The organism is Streptomyces sp. TG1A-60 (assembly GCF_037201975.1).
Taxonomy (GTDB): Bacteria; Actinomycetota; Actinomycetes; order Streptomycetales; family Streptomycetaceae; genus Streptomyces.
Genome location: NZ_CP147520.1, coordinates 4,494,343 through 4,510,504, shown reverse-complemented (window position 1 = coordinate 4,510,504; position 16,162 = coordinate 4,494,343). Strand labels below are relative to the sequence as shown.

Annotated in this window: 14 protein-coding genes and 4 pseudogenes; 5 read left to right on the top strand and 13 right to left on the bottom strand. The window is 70.2% G+C overall.

The window, feature by feature from the left end:
* Positions 1 to 74: 74 nt before the first annotated feature.
* From rlmB to WBG99_RS19515, 5 genes and pseudogenes are all read right to left on the bottom strand, one after another.
* A complete protein-coding gene (rlmB, locus tag WBG99_RS19535) occupies positions 75 to 1,016 on the bottom strand; it encodes a 23S rRNA (guanosine(2251)-2'-O)-methyltransferase RlmB (protein ID WP_338897525.1) in 942 nt (313 codons plus the stop codon).
* Between the two features lie 87 nt (positions 1,017 to 1,103).
* The gene (gene cysS / locus WBG99_RS19530) at positions 1,104 to 2,507 is read right to left on the bottom strand and encodes a cysteine--tRNA ligase (RefSeq protein WP_338897524.1); all 1,404 of its coding nucleotides are present in this window, start codon (positions 2,505 to 2,507) and stop codon (positions 1,104 to 1,106) included.
* 239 nt (positions 2,508 to 2,746) lie between these two features.
* A complete protein-coding gene (ispF, locus tag WBG99_RS19525) occupies positions 2,747 to 3,259 on the bottom strand; it encodes a 2-C-methyl-D-erythritol 2,4-cyclodiphosphate synthase (protein WP_338897523.1) in 513 nt (170 codons plus the stop codon).
* A pseudogene (gene ispD, locus WBG99_RS19520) lies at positions 3,249 to 4,012 on the bottom strand (2-C-methyl-D-erythritol 4-phosphate cytidylyltransferase). The gene ispF and the pseudogene ispD overlap by 11 nt, the downstream one beginning before the upstream one ends.
* Before the next feature lie 290 nt (positions 4,013 to 4,302).
* On the bottom strand, positions 4,303 to 4,785 hold the full coding sequence (locus WBG99_RS19515) for a CarD family transcriptional regulator (RefSeq protein ID WP_003953493.1): 483 nt from the start codon (positions 4,783 to 4,785) through the stop codon (positions 4,303 to 4,305).
* A gap of 662 nt (positions 4,786 to 5,447) precedes the next feature.
* Between WBG99_RS19515 and WBG99_RS19510 the strand changes: the two genes are divergently transcribed.
* Positions 5,448 to 6,125 carry a copper chaperone PCu(A)C gene (locus WBG99_RS19510; protein WP_338897522.1) on the top strand — a complete coding sequence of 226 codons (678 nt, stop codon included), beginning with the start codon at positions 5,448 to 5,450 and terminating at the stop codon, positions 6,123 to 6,125.
* A 151-nt stretch (positions 6,126 to 6,276) separates the two neighbouring features.
* On the opposite strand, the gene WBG99_RS19505 is transcribed toward WBG99_RS19510, so the two are convergent.
* Both WBG99_RS19505 and WBG99_RS19500 read right to left on the bottom strand, forming a co-directional pair.
* Positions 6,277 to 6,957 carry a response regulator transcription factor gene (locus WBG99_RS19505; RefSeq protein ID WP_086575133.1) on the bottom strand — a complete coding sequence of 227 codons (681 nt, stop codon included), beginning with the start codon at positions 6,955 to 6,957 and terminating at the stop codon, positions 6,277 to 6,279.
* A complete protein-coding gene (locus WBG99_RS19500) occupies positions 6,954 to 8,210 on the bottom strand; it encodes an ATP-binding protein (RefSeq protein WP_338897521.1) in 1,257 nt (418 codons plus the stop codon). Before WBG99_RS19500 ends, WBG99_RS19505 begins: the two co-directional genes overlap by 4 nt.
* Positions 8,211 to 8,474: 264 nt before the next feature.
* Between WBG99_RS19500 and phoU the strand changes: the two genes are divergently transcribed.
* Together phoU and WBG99_RS19490 are read left to right on the top strand one after the other, a co-directional pair.
* A complete protein-coding gene (phoU, locus tag WBG99_RS19495; protein WP_338897520.1) occupies positions 8,475 to 9,164 on the top strand; it encodes a phosphate signaling complex protein PhoU in 690 nt (229 codons plus the stop codon).
* Between the two features lie 263 nt (positions 9,165 to 9,427).
* Positions 9,428 to 9,589 (top strand): hypothetical protein, encoded by a 162-nt coding sequence (locus WBG99_RS19490; RefSeq protein WP_338897519.1) that lies wholly within the window; start codon positions 9,428 to 9,430, stop codon positions 9,587 to 9,589.
* Between the two features lie 95 nt (positions 9,590 to 9,684).
* Here WBG99_RS19490 and WBG99_RS19485 read toward each other — a convergent pair whose 3' ends face one another.
* From WBG99_RS19485 to WBG99_RS19470, 4 genes and pseudogenes are all read right to left on the bottom strand, one after another.
* Positions 9,685 to 10,128, bottom strand: coding sequence for a hypothetical protein (locus WBG99_RS19485; protein WP_338897518.1), 444 nt, complete (start codon positions 10,126 to 10,128; stop codon positions 9,685 to 9,687).
* A gap of 279 nt (positions 10,129 to 10,407) precedes the next feature.
* Positions 10,408 to 10,497 (bottom strand): annotated as a pseudogene (locus WBG99_RS19480) (IS5/IS1182 family transposase); the annotation flags it as partial.
* Positions 10,498 to 10,549: 52 nt separating this feature from the next.
* On the bottom strand, positions 10,550 to 11,050 hold the full coding sequence (locus WBG99_RS19475; RefSeq protein ID WP_338897517.1) for a cupin domain-containing protein: 501 nt from the start codon (positions 11,048 to 11,050) through the stop codon (positions 10,550 to 10,552).
* A 35-nt stretch (positions 11,051 to 11,085) separates the two neighbouring features.
* Positions 11,086 to 12,030, bottom strand: a complete 945-nt coding sequence (locus tag WBG99_RS19470; protein ID WP_338897516.1) for an NADP-dependent oxidoreductase — start codon at positions 12,028 to 12,030, stop codon at positions 11,086 to 11,088.
* Between the two features lie 337 nt (positions 12,031 to 12,367).
* On the opposite strand from WBG99_RS19470, the gene WBG99_RS19465 reads away from it, so the two are divergent.
* Together WBG99_RS19465 and WBG99_RS19460 are read left to right on the top strand one after the other, a co-directional pair.
* Entirely contained in the window at positions 12,368 to 13,228 is an 861-nt protein-coding gene (locus tag WBG99_RS19465; RefSeq protein WP_338897515.1) for a helix-turn-helix transcriptional regulator, read from the top strand.
* 504 nt (positions 13,229 to 13,732) lie between these two features.
* Positions 13,733 to 14,827 (top strand): NAD-dependent epimerase/dehydratase family protein, encoded by a 1,095-nt coding sequence (locus tag WBG99_RS19460; RefSeq protein ID WP_338897514.1) that lies wholly within the window; start codon positions 13,733 to 13,735, stop codon positions 14,825 to 14,827.
* 788 nt (positions 14,828 to 15,615) lie between these two features.
* Here WBG99_RS19460 and WBG99_RS19455 read toward each other — a convergent pair.
* Both WBG99_RS19455 and WBG99_RS19450 read right to left on the bottom strand, forming a co-directional pair.
* A pseudogene (locus tag WBG99_RS19455) lies at positions 15,616 to 16,020 on the bottom strand (ATP-binding protein); the annotation flags it as partial.
* Between the two features lie 9 nt (positions 16,021 to 16,029).
* Positions 16,030 to 16,140: pseudogene (locus WBG99_RS19450) on the bottom strand (DNA-binding response regulator); the annotation flags it as partial.
* Between the last annotated feature and the right edge of the window lie 22 nt (positions 16,141 to 16,162).

The window sequence follows — 16,162 nt, the reverse complement described above, 5'->3', positions numbered from 1 at the left end:
CTTTGACCGCCCCGATCTGTCCGGACCCCGTCAAGGTGATCCAGCACACCCCAAAACCCCGGCCAGGACCAGTTCTACACCCGCCGCCGAGCCGCCTCGTACAGCACAACTCCCGCCGCGACACCCGCGTTCAGGGACTCCGCCCCACCCGGCATCGGAATCCGCACCCGGAAGTCGCAGGTCTCGCCGACGAGGCGGGACAGGCCCTTGCCCTCGCTGCCGACGACGATGACGACCGGGCCCTCCAGGGCCTTCAGTTCGCCGACCTCCACCTCGCCGTCGGCGGCGAGACCGACCACGGCGACACCGGCCTTCTTGTACGCCTCCAGCGTGCGCGTGAGGTTGGTGCAGCGGGCGACGGGCGTACGGGCGGCCGTACCGGCGGACGTCTTCCAGGCACCGGCGGTCATGCCGGCCGCGCGCCGCTCGGGCACGACGACGCCGTGGCCGCCGAACGCGGAGACGGACCGGACGACGGCGCCGAGGTTGCGCGGGTCGGTCACCCCGTCGAGGGCGACGATCAGCGGGTCCTCGCCCTCGTCGAACGCGGCGGCGACCAGGTCCTCGGGGTGCGCGTACTCGTACGGCGGGACCTGGAGGACGAGGCCCTGGTGGTTGAGCCCGTTGGTCATCCGGTCCAGCTCGGGCCGCGGCGCCTCCATGAGGTTGATGCCGCCGCGCTCGGCGGCGAGCTGCAGCGCCTCGCGCACCCGCTCGTCGTTGTCGATGAACTGCTGGACGTAGAGCGTCGACGCGGGCACGCCCTCGCGCAGCGCCTCGACGACCGGGTTGCGGCCCACGACCATCTCGGACGTGCCCTTGCCGCCCCGGCCCCGCGCCACGGGGCGACGCGCGGCCTGCTTCGCCTTGGCGTTCGCGATGCGGTTCGCCTTGTGCTTCTTGCGCATCTCGGCGGGGGGCGTCGGGCCCCTGCCTTCCAGCCCCTTGCGCCGCTGGCCGCCACTGCCGACCTGCGCGCCCTTCTTGCCGGACATGCGGCGGTTGTTAGCGGCCATGACCTACCCGTCTGTGTGAAGCGTGCGTGTGTACGTAATGCAGTGTGCCGCCCGGATGGCCGGGCGGCACAATCGATCAAGAAAGGCTCAGCGCGGACCCAGCGTCCAGCGCGGCCCCTGCGGGCCGTCCTCGATGACCAGACCCGACTGGTTGAGCTGGTCGCGGATGGCGTCCGCGGTGGCCCAGTCCTTGCGGCTACGGGCGGCCTCGCGCTGCCGGAGGACCAGCCCGACGAGGCTGTCGACGACTCCGTGCAGGTCGTCGCCCCGGTCGCCGTCGGCACCGGCCCAGCACGCCTCCAGCGGGTCGAGGCCGAGCACGCCGAGCATGGCCCGCACCTCGGCGAGCCGCCCCACGGCCGCTTCCTTGTCGTCGGCGGCCAGCGCGCTGTTGCCCTGCCGGACCGTGGTGTGCACGACGGCGAGCGCCTGTGGCACGCCCAGGTCGTCGTCCATCGCCTCGGCGAAGGCCGGCGGCACCTCGGCCGAGGGTTCCCCGGCCCCGCCCGCCAGCTCGACGACCCGCTGCACGAAGCCCTCGATACGGGCGAACGCCGACTCGGCCTCGCGCAGGGCGTCCTCGCTGTACTCGATCATCGAGCGGTAGTGCGGGGTGCCCAGGTAGTACCGGAGCACGATGGGCCGCCAGTGCTTGACCATCTCGCTCACGAGCACCGAGTTGCCGAGCGACTTGGACATCTTCTCGCCGCTCATGGTGACCCAGGCGTTGTGCACCCAGTACGTGGCGAACTCGTCGCCGTACGCCTTGGCCTGCGCGATCTCGTTCTCGTGGTGCGGGAAGATCAGGTCGAGTCCGCCGCCGTGGATGTCGAAGGCGGAGCCCAGGTACTTGTGCGCCATGGCCGAGCACTCCAGGTGCCACCCCGGGCGTCCACGGCCCCACGGCGTCTCCCAGCTCGGCTCGCCCGGCTTCGCCGACTTCCACATGGCGAAGTCACGCGGGTCGCGCTTGCCGGTCTCGCCCTCCCCGGAGGGCTGGAGGAGGTTGTCGAGTTCCTGGTTGGACAGCCGCAGGTACCCGGGGAAGGACCGCACGTCGAAGTAGACGTTGCCGTCCGCCTCGTACGCGTGTCCGCGCTCGATCAGCCCGCGCATCATCTCGACCATCTCGGTCACATGCCCGGTGGCACGCGGCTCGTAGGTCGGCGGCAGGCAACCGAGCGCGGTGTAGCCGTCGTTGAAGGCGCGCTCGTTCTCGTACCCGATCGACCACCACGGGCGGCCCTGGTCGGCCGCCTTCGTGATGATCTTGTCGTCGATGTCCGTGACGTTCCGGACGAACGTCACGTCGTACCCGCGGTACTCGAACCACCGGCGCATGATGTCGAAGTTGAGCCCCGACCGGATGTGCCCGATGTGCGGGGCCGCCTGCACCGTGGCGCCACACAGGTAGATCGAGACACAACCCGGCGTGAGCGGGGCGAAGTCACGGATCTGCCGGGCGCTGGTGTCGTACAGGCGAATAGTCACGCCTCCCAGGGTAGTGGGCCATCGGCGATGCCCCGAGCCCTTCACCCCGAGGACGACGGATTCGTGACGTGTGCCCGCCGGCCGGCCTCCTGAAGGGCCACAGGCCCCGAAGGGGCGTGGGGAACTACGCGCCCCTCACGACGATCCCGCGCCCGGACAACCCACGCGGGCCGGGGCCAGGGGGCGCCGCTCCCTGGGACGGGACGGGCAGGGGTGGCGGGGGCGGGAGAACCCCGAAGTCAGCCGATCCGCACGACGAGCGCCGTGGCGACCGCCATCAACCCCTCGCCCCGCCCCGGGAACCCCAGCCCGTCCGTGGTCGCCCCGGACACCGAGACCGGCGCCCCCACGCACTCCGAAAGAACCTTCTGCGCCTCGTCCCGCCGCTTGCCGATCTTCGGCCGATCCCCGACGACCTGCACGGCCACGTTGCCGATGACGAACCCGGCCGCCCGCACGATCCGCGCGGCCTCGGCGAGCAAGGTCACCCCCGACGCACCGGACCACTCGGGGCGCCCGGTCCCGAAGTGCTGCCCGAGGTCACCGAGCCCGGCGGCGGAGAACAGCGCGTTGCAGGCGGCGTGCGCGACGACGTCCGCGTCGGAGTGCCCGGCCAGCCCCGGCCCCTCCCCCTCCCACTTCAGCCCGGCACACCACAGCTCCCGCCCCTCCTCGAAGGCGTGGATGTCCGTACCGATCCCGACCCGCGGCAACACCACGGGACCCGGCACCGGTGCCGTCTCAGAACCCATCGTTCAGCCTCCTGCGCGCCAGGACCGCCTCCGCGAGCACCAGGTCCAGCGGCCGTGTCACCTTGAACGCCTCCTCGTGCCCGGGCACGACCACGACCCCCAGCCCGAGCCGCTCCACCATGCTCGCGTCGTCGGTCACCTCCCCGGTGACCCTCCCGTGCGCCCGGACCAGGGTCTCCCGGTCGAACCCCTGCGGCGTCTGCACCCCCCGCAGCCGCGCCCGCTCCGGCGTGGCGACGACGGGCTCCGGCGCGCCGGGCGGGTCCGCCGGCTCGACCTCCTTGACGGTGTCGGCGAGCGGCAGCGCGGGCACCACGGCCGGCGCCCCGTCCCGTACGGCCTCGATGACGGCGTCGACGGTGTCGACGGGCACGAGCGGACGGGCCGCGTCGTGGACGAGGACGATGTCGTAGCCGGGCGGGAGCGCGTCAAGGCCGTGCCTCACCGACTCCTGGCGGGATTCCCCCCGGGGACGACGAGGAAGTCGGTCCGCTCGGGCAGCACGTGCGCGTCGAGCAACGTCCTGACCTCGGCGGCGCCGTCGGGCGGCGCCACGACGATCACCAGGGAGACGGCACGGGACGCGGCCATGGCCCGCACCGCGTGGATCAGCATCGGGGTGCCGTTCAGCGCGCGGAGCGCTTTGGGGGCGCCCGGACCGAGGCGTACGCCTCGGCCGGCGGCCGGAATCACCGCGGCGGTACGGCTTCCCGTACCGGCTCCGGAAGGCGAAGGGCGCGAATCGTCAGACATCGGTTCCTGTCAGGTTTGTGTGCTCGGCCTAGGTGGGTATGGCCACAGCGTGCCGGGCGCGACACCTTGACCGGACCCTTCCGTGACATCTGGTCGAGCCAGCTGCCCGGGCCCGGCACGCCAAGTACGAGTACCGGGGACGCCAAGTATCGGGGGCCCCTTCAGGCGTACGGCACATCCGGGTACGGACATGCCGCAGCGCCCGGCGACAGGAGTTACGTCATCGGGCACCGCGGCATTTCAGTGCGCTGAACGGCTGAGCGGGCTGGCTGCCTGTCTCAGAAGTCAGTTCAGGACGCGAGAACCTCGTCGAGCAGGGCCTCGGCCTTGTCCTCGTTGGTGTTCTCCGCGAGGGCGAGCTCGCTCACCAGAATCTGGCGGGCTTTGGCGAGCATGCGCTTCTCACCGGCGGACAGTCCGCGCTCGCGCTCCCGACGCCACAGGTCACGCACGACTTCCGCGACCTTGATGACATCACCGGAGGCAAGCTTCTCCAGGTTCGCCTTGTAGCGACGCGACCAGTTCGTGGGCTCCTCGGCATACGGCGCGCGCAGCACCTCGAAGACCCGGTCCAGGCCGTCCTGACCGACCACGTCACGTACCCCGACGAACTCCGCATTGTCCGCCGGCACACGCACCGTCAGGTCGCCCTGGGCGACCTTGAGCACCAAGTAGGTCTTGTCCACGCCTTTGATCTGGCGAGTTTCGATAGCCTCGATCAGCGCGGCCCCGTGATGGGGATAGACCACGGTGTCGCCAACCTTGAACGTCATGTGACAGGTACCCCTTCCGTGGCTATCCAGGGTAACACGGAAACGGCGGGTTCTGAATGGCGTTTTCGCAGGTCAGGGCACATCTCGGGGCTTGACAACAGCGACAGGAACGTGCTGCGGAGGCCGAACGGAAGGGGGTATTCGCAGGTGGGAGCGGCTCTCCGGGCGGAGAGAAACGCGTACGGTACACGCATTCGGAGGGCCTCCCCACCGTCCGAACGTCCCGCTTTGTCCGACTCCAAGTGTGCGACTTCCGCTACTCCGTTCAGTGCGCGGAGCCGGGTACGAGACGAATCCGGAATTGATCAAGGGGTTCGATCGCCCGGCGATGTTCCGCCGTTACCGGACCGTGTTCTGCAGCCTTCTGCCGCCTTCTACCGGATGATCGATTTTCCGTGGCGCTCTCCATTCCTCACCGGTCCTTACCCGAAATCCGGGACGGCGACGAACGGATCGGCGGCGGTATCCATGGCGGATATGTGAATGCCGGACGAGGGCGTGGGTGATGCGTGGGCCAATTGCTTCCGGTGACCTGCCGACCGGGCACTTGGGGAGGGTCGGGTGCGGAGGCGGCGGAACGGCTCGGTAACCTGAGCCCCGCTACCGATCACGTACCACCCATGTACCGCCCACGTACCGCCCAACAAGGAGTTGCCGCCGCCGTGAGCAGCAGCCTTCGACGCGGCGCCCTCGCCGCCGCCGCCCTCGCGTTCTCGATCGCCTCGCTCGCCGCGTGCAGCGCCGGCAACAACGCCCAGACGCTCCAGGTCAGGCCGGACAACGCGGCCACCACCGTCGGGGACATCAAGATCCAGAACGCCATCGTGATCACCCAGCCGGGCACCGCGGCCAAGGGCCCCGCCGTGGTCTCCGCGACCCTGTTCAACGGCTCCACGACCGACCAGACCCTGGAGTCCGTCACCGTGGAGGGCGCCGGCACCGCCGAGATCACGCCCGCCGAGGGCGAGGGCAAGGGCGGCAAGGTGGTCGTCCCGGCCGGCGGCTCCGTGATTCTCGGCGGCGAGAACAACGCCTCCGCGGTTCTGGCGGACGTCACCGAGGCGGTCAAGGACGGCAACGCCCAGCAGGTCACCTTCGACTTCAGCGAGACCGGCGAGGTCGGCCTGCGCGCCTTCGTCGTTCCCGCCGAGCACTACTTCGAGAAGTGGGGTCCGACCGACGTCCCCGAGGCCCCCGGCACCGGCGCCTCCCCGTCCGAGGAGGCCTCCGGCTCGCCGTCCGCCGGCGAGGGCGCCACCGAGGAGGAGGGCACCGCCGCCGGCTCCACGGCCTCCCCGTCCACCTCGACGTCGGACGCCCAGGAGGGCTCCGGCCACTGAGGCCCGTACGGGCGTACGCCACACATGACCGAAGGGCGGCACCCCTGGGAGGGGGTGCCGCCCTTCGTCCTACGAGGAGCGCGTGGCCGTACGGCGGGCACATGACCGCCGTACGGCCACCTGGCCGTACGGCGAACGCGCGGTCGTCGCTCTACGGCTCGAACTTGTAGCCGAGGCCCCGCACCGTCACCAGATATCTCGGCGCGCCCGGATCAGGCTCGATCTTGGCGCGGAGGCGTTTGACGTGGACGTCGAGGGTCTTGGTGTCGCCGACGTAGTCGGCGCCCCAGACGCGGTCGATGAGCTGCATGCGGGTCAGTACGCGGCCCGCGTTGCGCAGCAGCATTTCGAGCAGGTCGAACTCCTTGAGGGGGAGGTCGACCTTGGCGCCCGAGACCGTGACCACGTGGCGGTCGACGTCCATGCGGACGGGGCCGGCCTCCAGCGCGGCCGGGGTGACCTCCTCGGGCTCGCCGCGGCGGCGCAGTACGGCCCGGATACGGGCGACGAGCTCACGGGAGGAGAAGGGCTTGGTGACATAGTCGTCGGCGCCTATTTCCAGGCCCACGACCTTGTCGATCTCGCTGTCCTTGGCGGTCACCATGATCACCGGGACGTTGGAACGGCCGCGCAGCTGGCGGCAGACCTCGGTGCCCGGCAGGCCGGGCAGCATCAGGTCGAGGAGGACCAGGTCGGCTCCGTTGCGCTCGAACTCGTCGAGACCGTCGGGCCCGGTGGCCGCGATGGCGACCTCGAAGCCCTCTTTGCGGAGCATGTAGGACAGGGCGTCGGAGAAGGACTCCTCGTCCTCGACGACGAGCACTCGGGTCACGGAAGGACCTCCGGGGCGGGAAGCGGTTCATACGGGGATGAGTCGGTGTGAGGCTGTCCGTCCTCGTCGTCGAGGTCCGGGTGCTGGGCCGCACGGTCACGGGACGCGCCCGCCTCCGGCAGCCTGAGGGTGAACGTGGAGCCCTGACCCTCGGAGCTCCACACCGTGACCTCCCCGCGGTGCGAGGCGGCCACGTGCTTGACGATCGCGAGACCGAGTCCCGTGCCGCCGGTCTGGCGGGAGCGGGCCGGGTCCACACGGTAGAAGCGCTCGAAGATGCGCTCCTTGTCCTTGTCCGAGATGCCGATGCCCTGATCGGTCACGGCGATCTCGATGAGGTCCCCGCCGGGCGCGGTCACGCGGCGCGCGGCTATGCCGACGCGGGTGCGGGCCGGGGAGTAGTTGACGGCGTTCTCGACGAGGTTGCCGAGGGCGGCGGCGAGCTGTCCTCGGTGGCCCCAGACGCGCAGCTCGGCGGCGCCTCCGGCGGCCATGGTGATCTGCTTGGTGCCGGCCTGGTGGCGGCACCGGTCGACGGCCTCGGCGACCAGCTCGTCCACCCGTACGGGCTCGGCGTCCTCCAGCGGGTCGTCGTTCTGCACGCGGGAGAGGTCGATGAGCTCCTGCACGAGGTTGGTGAGCCGGGTGGCCTCGATCTGCATCCGCCCGGCGAAGCGTTCCACCGCCTCGGGGTCGTCGCTCGCGTCCATCACGGCCTCCGACAGGAGGGAGAGCGCGCCGACGGGTGTCTTCAGCTCATGGCTGACGTTGGCGACGAAGTCACGGCGTACGGCCTCTATGCGGCGGGCCTCGGTGAGGTCCTCGACGAGGAGCAGCACGAGCCGGGAGCCGAGGGGTGCGACGCGCGCGGAGACGGCGAGCGCCTCGCCGCGGCCCGCGCCGCGCCGGGGCAGGTCCAGCTCGACCTGCCGTATCTCGCCGTCCCGGCGGGTCTCGCGGGTCATCTTGCGCATCGGCTCGACGGCGAGCTTCCCGCCGCGGACCAGCCCGAGGGCGTACGCGGCGGAGCTGGCCTTGACGACGGCGTCGGCCTCGTCGAGGACGACGGCGGAGGAGCGGAGCACGGACAGCACGGTGTCGACGCCGGGCGGGAGCACCGCGTCCGTGTGCAGGGAGGTGCGGGTGGGACGCTTCTGTTCGCGCTCGCTGATGCGGAACGCCAGCATGGCGATGACGCCGGTGAGCACTCCGGCGATCGCCGCCGCTGCGGCGACCGCCGCGTTCACGTCCATGCTTCCAGGTTAGGCACGAGGTCGGACATCCCCACAGCGGTCGGAGGGCGACCTCGAACACTCGTCGCCCAGAGTTCACCCAGGAGCCAGGGATGGTTCATTTGGGATGGCGGAAAAGGACGCGTACGGGACGGAACATGGGAGCGTGGGGTTCGTGCGGGCTTCCGGTCGCCGTTCCTTCGGCTGCCCCGGCCTGGCGGAACGGCTTCCGGCACGGCTTTTCTGATACCCACGAGCAGACGTACGTAAGAGAGGGACACCCTGATGCGGGACGCGTACCACGAGGAACTTGACTCGATCGGTGAGGGCCTGGTCGAGATGGCCCGACTGGTGGGGTCGGCGATCGGACGCGCCACGACGGCGATGCTCGACGCCGACCTGAAGCTGGCCGAGAGCGTGATCGAGGCGGACAAGAAGGTCGATGACCTGCAGCACGACCTGGAGGCCCGTGCGATAGCCCTGCTGGCCAGGCAGCAGCCGGTGGCCACGGATCTGCGTATCGTCGTGACCTCGCTGCGCATGTCCGCCGACCTGGAGCGGTCCGGCGACCTCGCCCAGCACGTGGCCAAGCTCACCCGGCTGCGCTTCCCCGAGCGCGCGGTCCCGCGTGACCTGCATGCCACGATCCTGGAGATGGGCCAGCTCGCGCAGCGCCTGATGGCCAAGGCGGCCGAGGTCATCATCACCAAGGACGTCGACCTGGCGCTCCAGCTGGAGCAGGACGACGACGCGATGGACCTCCTGCACCGCACCCTGTTCCAGCACCTCATGGACGACCGCTGGAAGCACGGCATCGAGACCGCCGTCGACGTCACCCTCCTCGGCCGCTACTACGAGCGCTTCGCCGACCACGCGGTGTCCGTCGCCAAGCGCGTCGTGTACCTGGTGACAGGCGAACACGCGGACGAGCTGCAGGCCGACATCCAGCCGGTGACGGGGGTGGAGGGGGCGTAGGGCTCGGGCGGGGCGTTCTGGCATTTGGTGTATCCCTCGCCCGGGGTTCCGGCGCTGCTGGTGCCCGGCGTGTGGTGCTCCGGCGCTGCTTGGTGCCCCACGCTTGGGTGCCCCGGCGCTTCGGGTCGCGACGCCCGGTGTTCCGGCTCCGGGGGGTTGCGGCGAGGCGTGTGGACGCCTCCGTGCGCCGTTGATGCGCCCGGCTGAACTGGCATGCAATCGGGCATCCAATGGGCACAGGCACCAGCCTTCGAGGAGGGACCATGGCCGATTCCCCCGCCAGCCCCGGCACGCCCGACCCGACGCGGGTCCGGGACACCCAGTACCCCGCCGACATCAAAACCCTGCCCCTCGTCGGCGCCTGCGGCTGCGGCTCGGGATGCGCCTGCGGGTGCCAGTCCGGCAACCCGTGCCAGTGCGGCTGACCGGCACGCGGTCGCTTTCGTACGTGGGAACGTAGGAGAAGGGGGCCCGTCACGGGTGGCGGGCCCCCTTCACTCATGTCAGAAGGGGTGCGGGCTCAGCACCAGGGCTCGGGGTCCTCGCGGACGGCGACGATCTCGACCTGCAGGGAACCGTCGGCCGGCCCGTGGAGGGTCAGACTCGCCACGGCCCCGTCGATCGACTTGGTGAAGCAGTCATTCGTCCGGTACCGCCACCCGTGGGCCGGCGCGGCCTCCCGGTAGTGCGCGAGAACGCTCTTCCTGTCCCCGCCGTACCGGTACGACTTCCCGGCGACCACGAACAGATCGTCGTCGTCGCACCCCTGATACGACTCCTCGGCCCTGACCCCCTCCACCCCCTCGCCCAGGACGGGGTCCCCGGCCAACGCCTCCCCCAACCGCTCCTCCTCCCGCCCGCACCCGTACACGAAGAGGAAGTACCCCACGGGAACCCCCACGACCACAAGCCCCATCACGACCATCACCACGGCCGCCCACGTCCCCACCATCGCCATGCGCATGACGGGCGACGCTAGCGCGCGGCGGCTCGATGCCGGGCCTACCGACTTCGGGAAGCGTGCCACCCGGTCGTTGCCCCCGCGGCACCGTCGAAGATGGAGCACGCGGTCATGAGGCGCCCCGACCTGCGGTCCGGGACGCTCGTGGGCGTACCGGTACGCATCACGTCACCTACGAGTTGACGCTGTATGACGGGCACATCCTGCGGACCCGCATTTCGCATCCTGTCGATCGCACTGTCCATGGTGCCGCACAGTCCCGGGCCAGACGCGGGAGTTCATCAACCATGCGAACGTGCGCTCTGCCGCCCAGCGTCTGGGGAGCACCACGAACCCTGTCATACCGTCGGTGCACTTGACGGTCTCCGAGGTCAGGGCGAGTCTGCCCACGGCAGACCGGTGCCGAGCTTGCCGGGCCTGCGAGCTACAGGAACTCGCTTCGGTAGGTCGAGGCCAACTCAGCCGCGCGGCGGCGGCGTTCCGCGAGCTCGCTCTCCGACAGCTGCGGCGGCGGCGCATCCTTGCCCGCGACGATATCGCCGATGCGCATGAAGTACTCGTCCTGGCCGGCGGGGGTGCACATGCACAGCATGCGGGCCGGCGCGCCCGAAGCGTTGCGGAAGTTGTGCGGTGCGTTGGCCGGGATGTTGATCGTGGACCCGGCCTGTACGGTGTGCTTTTCGCCGCGGAAGGTGAACTCGATCTCGCCTTCGAGGATGGTGAACATCTCCTCGAAGGCGTGCCGGTGCGGCGGCGGGCCGCCGCCGTCGGGGACATGCATGTCGATCAGGCAGTATCGGCCGTTGGTCTGCTCGCCGGTGACCAGCATGCCGTAGGTATTGCCCACCAGTGAGATGTACGTCGTGCCGGGGTCGTCGGGGTTCGCCACGGTCAGCGAGCGGGACGGATCGTCGTCGGGGATCATCGGAGTCGTCTCCTTCACGGGTGGGTCGGGGGGCGTCAGGCGCCGGGCGTGACGACGACCTTGCCGCTGGGCAGTACGCCCGCGGCGGCGTCGGCGTGCAGGGCCGGCAGCTCGGCCAGCGGCACCCGCCGGGCGACCTCGACGCGCAGCTCGCCGCCGTCGATCAGTTCCGCCAGGTGCGACAGTTGCTCCGCGTCGCTGCGGACGAACAGGTCGATGCCCCGTACGCCGCGCTCCTCGTCGGTGGGCGCGGGCATCCACACGGTGGTGTTCACCAGGACACCGCCGGGGCGGATCAGACCGGGAAGCGCATCCAGCTGTGCCGGTTGAACCGACGCGAGGTTGAGCACGATGTCGACCGGCTGGCTCACCGCCGTGACGACGTCGACGGTCGTGTGGTCGATGACCTCGTCCGCGCCCGCGGCCGTGACGCGCCGACTGCTGTGCGGGCCGGCCGTGGCGATCACGTAGGCGCCGGCCTGCTGGGCCAACTGCACGGCGTAGCCGCCGACCGCTCCGCCCGCGCCGTTGATCAGCACGCGCTGCCCGGCGGTCAGCTTGGCGTGCTCGAACAGTGCCTGCCACGCGGTCAGGCCCACCAGCGGCAGCGCGGCCGCGTCGGACAGCGCGACGCTCTTGGGCGCCGGCGTCAGGGCCTCGGCCGGTGCCAGGACATACTCCGCGGCGGCGCCGGGGCCCGCCATCGGCAGGAAGCCGATGACCTGGTCCCCGACCTGGATGCCGGTCACGCCCCCGCCGAGCGCGTCGACCGTGCCGGCGACGTCGATGCCGGGTGTGTGCGGCAGCGTCACAGGGATCGGTCCCTGCATGAACCCGGCGCGGATGCTGGCGTCGACGGGGTTGAACGACGTCGCCGCAACACGGACCCGCACCTGCCCGGCGCTGGGAACCGGCTGCTCCACGTCCTCGTAACGCAGGACGTCGGGGTCGCCGTACTGGTGGAAGCGCACTGCCTTCATAGTTCTTCTCACTTTCGCCCGCGGGGTCGCGGTCGCCTTGCGCCGCGCGCGAAGGCAAGACACCGTGGCTGCGGCGCCGAGCACGGCCGGCAGGCGGTAGATCGTCTGGGAGGTCGAAGCGCCACCAAGCGTAGGAACAGGCGTACGTAGAGCGGGTGTACCTTCGCGACACGGAATGGGATGCCGGCGACATCCTCATCGGGGCGGAGGGCACATGACGAGCAGGCCGCGTTTCCGTGGCCCGGGCGGCAAGGTGGGCACGTTCGCCGTCGACGCCGACTCCACCGGCACCGGTCGGGGAACATGGGAGCCGTTCATCGACACCTGGAACGACCGTATGGGCGACCTGTACCCTCTGCCGGAATTCAGCGCTTCCACGGTCGACGGCTTCCAGGGAACGATGCGCTCGGTGGCCCTGGAAGACACCGCCGTCAACGAGCTCTGGGCATCCTCATCCGTGAGCACCCGGGCAGTCGGGACGTACGAGCACGATCAGATCAGGTTGTACGTCGGGCTGCGCGGCGCGGTGGCCCTGCAGGACCCGCACGATCAGGGCGGTGACGCGTACGTTTCGGCCGGCACCTACTTCATGCACCACGTCGTGACGGAGAATCACTTCCACACCACCCCCGTGATCGGCACCCGCATCCTAATATTCCCCGGCGACGCCCTGCGGCCCCTGGTCGCCGGGAAACCGCGCACCGGTCAGGCCACCTCGCCCGCAGCGCAGATCCTCATGGCACACACCAGCATGGTGCAGCGGACCGTGAGCGACCTCAGCCCGGCGGGGGCGCACTCGTCCCGCAACGCCCTGCTCGAACTCACCAAAGGGCTGATGCTCGACCATTTCGACGACCGCGAGCCCACCTTCACCCCGGCGCTGGCACAAGCGGCCAAGGACCTCGCCGATGCCCGGCTCACCGACGCCGACTTGTCGCCGTCCGCGGTAGCCGCGCAACTGCACGTATCAGTACGCACCTTGCAGCGGGCCTTCGCGAGTCTGGACGAGTCGTTCAGCGCCTACATCCGCCGCCGACGCCTGGAGGAAGCGGCCGAGGCGCTCACCGCCTCCGGATCACAGCTCAGCATCTCCGAGGCCGCCGCACTCTGGCATTTCACCGACAGCAGCCACTTCATCCGCGCTTTCAAGAAGCAATACCACGCTACACCAGCGCAATTCGCACGCCGCCTGACGTAACGCCTCACCCGGCCGCCGCGCGGAGCAGCGCCGGGAAGACCGCGGTGCTATCCACCACGTGCTCCGGTGACCACGCGGCTACCCATCAGTGCCGGCCGGCGGCCCGTGGCCGTGCCAGACGCCGACTCATCCGCGTGATCATCGGCATCGACGCCGACTTCCACCACCAGCTCGGGTTCCACCAGCGTGGCGTCCAGCGCCTCCCCGCTGCCCCACCCGGCGGAGAACGACCAGCCCGTCCATGGATGACCGCGCCGCGCCGGGGCGAGGAGCGCGCCGCGGGAGTCACCCGGCGGGGGCGTCCCAGAACGGGCCCCGGTCGAGCGCGCCGCAGGGCGTCCGGCCTCCCACCCGCCCGCGGCCCGGGAAGGCATCGTCCTCCTCCAGCCGTGCCCTCGCCGCGAGCGTGCACGAACTCCTTTTAGGCACAGGGTGGTTGGGGCCCGGCGCGGGCCAAGATGGGATCATGGCAGACCCCGAGTTCGTCCCCCGAGGAGTGCGCGCATGAGTGAAAACCCGGCTGGCAGTACGGTCCTGGTGACGGGTGGCAGCGGCTTTGTCGCCGCCCATCTGGTACGGCAGTTGCTGGAGCGCGGCTACCGGGTGCGCACCACCGTGCGCAGCACGGCGAACGCCGCGAAGCTGGAGCCGCTGTGGGCGATGCGAGAGGCGTACCCCGGCCGCCTCGACCTCTTCGAGGCGGATCTGCTCGCGGACGGCTCCTTCGACGAGGCGATGAAGGGCTGCTCCGTGGTCTTCCATGTGGCCTCGCCCTTCCTGATGCCGGAGAAGATCAAGGACGGCCGCCGGGACATGCTGGAACCGGCGCTCCACGGCACGCGCAACGTGCTCGCCGGCATCGACCGCACGGAGACCGTCGAGCGGCTCGTCCTCACCTCCACGGTGGGTGCGATCTTCGGCGACTACGTCGACGTCCTGCAGATGGACGACCGGATCCTGTCGGAGAAGTACTTCAACACCACGAGCACGGTGGAGAACAACCCGTACCACCACGCCAAGACCGTGGCGGAACGGGCGGCCTGGGACGCGGCGGCCGCGCAGGACCGCTGGAGCATGGTCTCCGTCAACCCCGGCCTGATCCTGGGCCCTTCGCTCACCCCCGCCTCGGAATCCGGCAGCCTGTTCCTCCTGGACGAGTTGTTCAAGGGCTACTTCTTCTACGGCGCCCCCGACTTCAGCTTCACGACGGCCGACGTACGGGACGTGGCGGCGGCCCACATCGCGGCGGCGGAACGACCCGAGGCACACGGGCGTTACCTCGTCGCGGCACAGGAGATGACGTCGTTCCACCAGATGTCGACGATCCTGCGCACGCACCATCCCCAGAACCTCCGCCTCCCCCGCACCGCCCTCCCGCACTGGCCCCTCCGCGTCCTGGGACCGGCCTTCGGCCTCAGCCAGGACTACATCCGCAAGCACCTCGGCATCCGCTTCCGCGTCGACAACCGCAGAAGCGTCGATGAACTCGGGCTCACCTACCGCCCGATCGAGGAGACGCTGCTCCACCACTACCGGTCGTGGCGCGAGCAGCGACAGCAGCGGCGGAGGACCAGGGGAGGACCCGGCGGATCACACTGAGAGGATGGCGCGGACCGCAACAGAAGAAGGGGGGATGAGCATGGGTGTGCTCCTGCTCGTCGTCGGGGATGCGTCTGTGTGGTGTGGGCGTCGCGGGGCGGCCCGAGCTGGGTGAACTGCCCGAATTTCGTAGGTCCAGCGATCTTGTTTCAGGCGGACTGCGGGGGGCTTCCTGTTGTCGCCACCAGTCGCGTTCGTACCCGGCGGGCGGTAGGTAGTCGAGGGCGGAGTAGGGGACCTGTCCCCGCTTCAACTCGGCGTTCTCCCTACGGAGTTGCTTGAGTTCCTCGCGCTCGGCGGTGGTGAGCCGGTCGTCACGCTCACCGCCATCGGCCTCGGCCTGGCGGACCCAGCCGCGCAGGGCCCGTCTTCTTTCTGCGGTGCCGCGCCTTGCCGTGGCCGTGCAGTTCAGTCATGTGTGTTTTCCCAGTCTGTACTTACGTGGGGGGTGCCCGTGAGGAACGGGCTGCTCAAGCAGTTGCCGCGGAGTCGAGAATGATTGCCGTCCGCCGAAGTAGTTGCCTCAAGCCGCTGCCTCTGGGCACAGGAAAGACCGGTCAGTCCCCCGGCTGCCCGGCGCGGACCTTCCGCCAGTTCGGGTGATCAGAGGCGTCCGGAATCGAAGGCACCCGCGCCAAGCTGAAACGCCTGGTCAAGCTCGATGTCCTCACCGAGGTCGACGCCGGCAGCTTCACCGGGAACCAGTAGCCGACCGGGCACCGCGACCAGCAGCCCTACCCCGGCCTCACCTGACCGCAGCCGCCGTCATCGTGGCGTTCCGTGACGCGTCAGTCGACCGCCGGCAGGCGAAGCGTGGCGACGGCCCCACCGTCAGGCGCGTTGGCGAAGGACAGCGACGCCCCGATGACCTGGGCCTGGCCGAGCGCGATGGTCAGCCCGAGGCCGTGGCCCCGGCCGCGTTCCGACGCCCCGGTGCGGAACCGCTGGGGCCCGTGGGCGAGCAGGTCGTGGGGGAAGCCCGGGCCGTGGTCCCGTACCGTCACACAGGTCCCCGCCACCTCGACCTCGACGGGGGCGCGACCGTGCCGGTGGGCGTTGACGACCAGGTTGGCGACGATCCTGTCAAGTCGGCGCGGGTCGGTCTCGGCGGACACGGCGCCGGCTGTGGTGAGCTGTGTCTGCAGCCCGGTGCGGGCCAGTGACTGCCTGACCGCCTTGGCGAGCGGAACGGGCCCGAGTTAGCCGTAGCGCTCCAGCGCCAAGGTGAGCGATCTGCGGATCACTTCGTCGTCCTCCACGAGCAGGATCGCCACCGGCACCAGGGCGCTTCCCCCGGCCACTGGAACCGACATCTCTCCCCATCGGACGTAGGGT

Coding starts and splice junctions, on each gene's coding strand:
- rlmB (WP_338897525.1), bottom strand. CDS start 1,016: ATGGCCGCTAACAACCGCCGCATGTCCGGCAAGAAGGGCGCGCAGGTC.
- ispF (WP_338897523.1), bottom strand. CDS start 3,259: ATGGGTTCTGAGACGGCACCGGTGCCGGGTCCCGTGGTGTTGCCGCGG.
- WBG99_RS19515 (WP_003953493.1), bottom strand. CDS start 4,785: ATGACGTTCAAGGTTGGCGACACCGTGGTCTATCCCCATCACGGGGCC.
- WBG99_RS19500 (WP_338897521.1), bottom strand. CDS start 8,210: ATGGACGTGAACGCGGCGGTCGCCGCAGCGGCGGCGATCGCCGGAGTG.
- phoU (WP_338897520.1), top strand. CDS start 8,475: ATGCGGGACGCGTACCACGAGGAACTTGACTCGATCGGTGAGGGCCTG.
- WBG99_RS19490 (WP_338897519.1), top strand. CDS start 9,428: ATGGCCGATTCCCCCGCCAGCCCCGGCACGCCCGACCCGACGCGGGTC.
- WBG99_RS19485 (WP_338897518.1), bottom strand. CDS start 10,128: ATGCGCATGGCGATGGTGGGGACGTGGGCGGCCGTGGTGATGGTCGTG.
- WBG99_RS19475 (WP_338897517.1), bottom strand. CDS start 11,050: ATGATCCCCGACGACGATCCGTCCCGCTCGCTGACCGTGGCGAACCCC.
- WBG99_RS19470 (WP_338897516.1), bottom strand. CDS start 12,030: ATGAAGGCAGTGCGCTTCCACCAGTACGGCGACCCCGACGTCCTGCGT.
- WBG99_RS19465 (WP_338897515.1), top strand. CDS start 12,368: ATGGGCGACCTGTACCCTCTGCCGGAATTCAGCGCTTCCACGGTCGAC.
- WBG99_RS19460 (WP_338897514.1), top strand. CDS start 13,733: ATGAGTGAAAACCCGGCTGGCAGTACGGTCCTGGTGACGGGTGGCAGC.